A 575-nucleotide genomic window follows, 5' to 3' on the forward strand; every position below is an offset into this window, starting at 1 on the left:
TTATAAGGAGTTATGTATGGAAACCTTAACTGTTCATGCACCATCACCATCAACTAACTTACCAAGTTATGGCAATGGTGCATTTTCTCTTTCAGCACCGCATGTTCCTGGTGCTGGCCCTCTTTTAGTCCAGGTTGTTTATAGTTTTTTCCAGAGTCCAAACATGTGTCTTCAGGCTTTAACTCAACTTGAGGATTACATCAAAAAACATGGGGCCAGCAACCCTCTCACATTGCAGATCATATCGACAAATATTGGTTACTTCTGTAACGCCGACCGAAATCTGGTTCTTCACCCTGGAATAAGCGTTTATGACGCTTACCACTTCGCAAAACCAGCGCCAAGTCAATATGACTATCGCTCAATGAATATGAAACAAATGAGCGGTAATGTCACTACACCAATTGTGGCGCTTGCTCACTATTTATGGGGTAATGGCGCTGAAAGGAGCGTTAATATCGCCAACATTGGTCTTAAAATTTCCCCTATGAAAATTAATCAGATAAAAGACATTATAAAATCTGGTGTAGTAGGTACATTCCCTGTTTCTACAAAGTTCACACATGCCACTGGTG

1 protein-coding gene is annotated in these 575 nt (G+C 41.0%); it reads left to right on the forward strand.

What is annotated here, in order from left to right:
* Positions 1-16: 16 nt before the first annotated feature.
* A partial coding sequence (gene cma, locus E0D98_RS25535) for a lipid II-degrading bacteriocin colicin M (protein WP_131891503.1) occupies positions 17-575 on the forward strand: 559 nt, incomplete at its 3' end.

The organism is Escherichia sp. KCJ4928, from assembly GCF_004352695.1.
Classification (GTDB): domain Bacteria; phylum Pseudomonadota; class Gammaproteobacteria; order Enterobacterales; family Enterobacteriaceae; genus ECMA0423.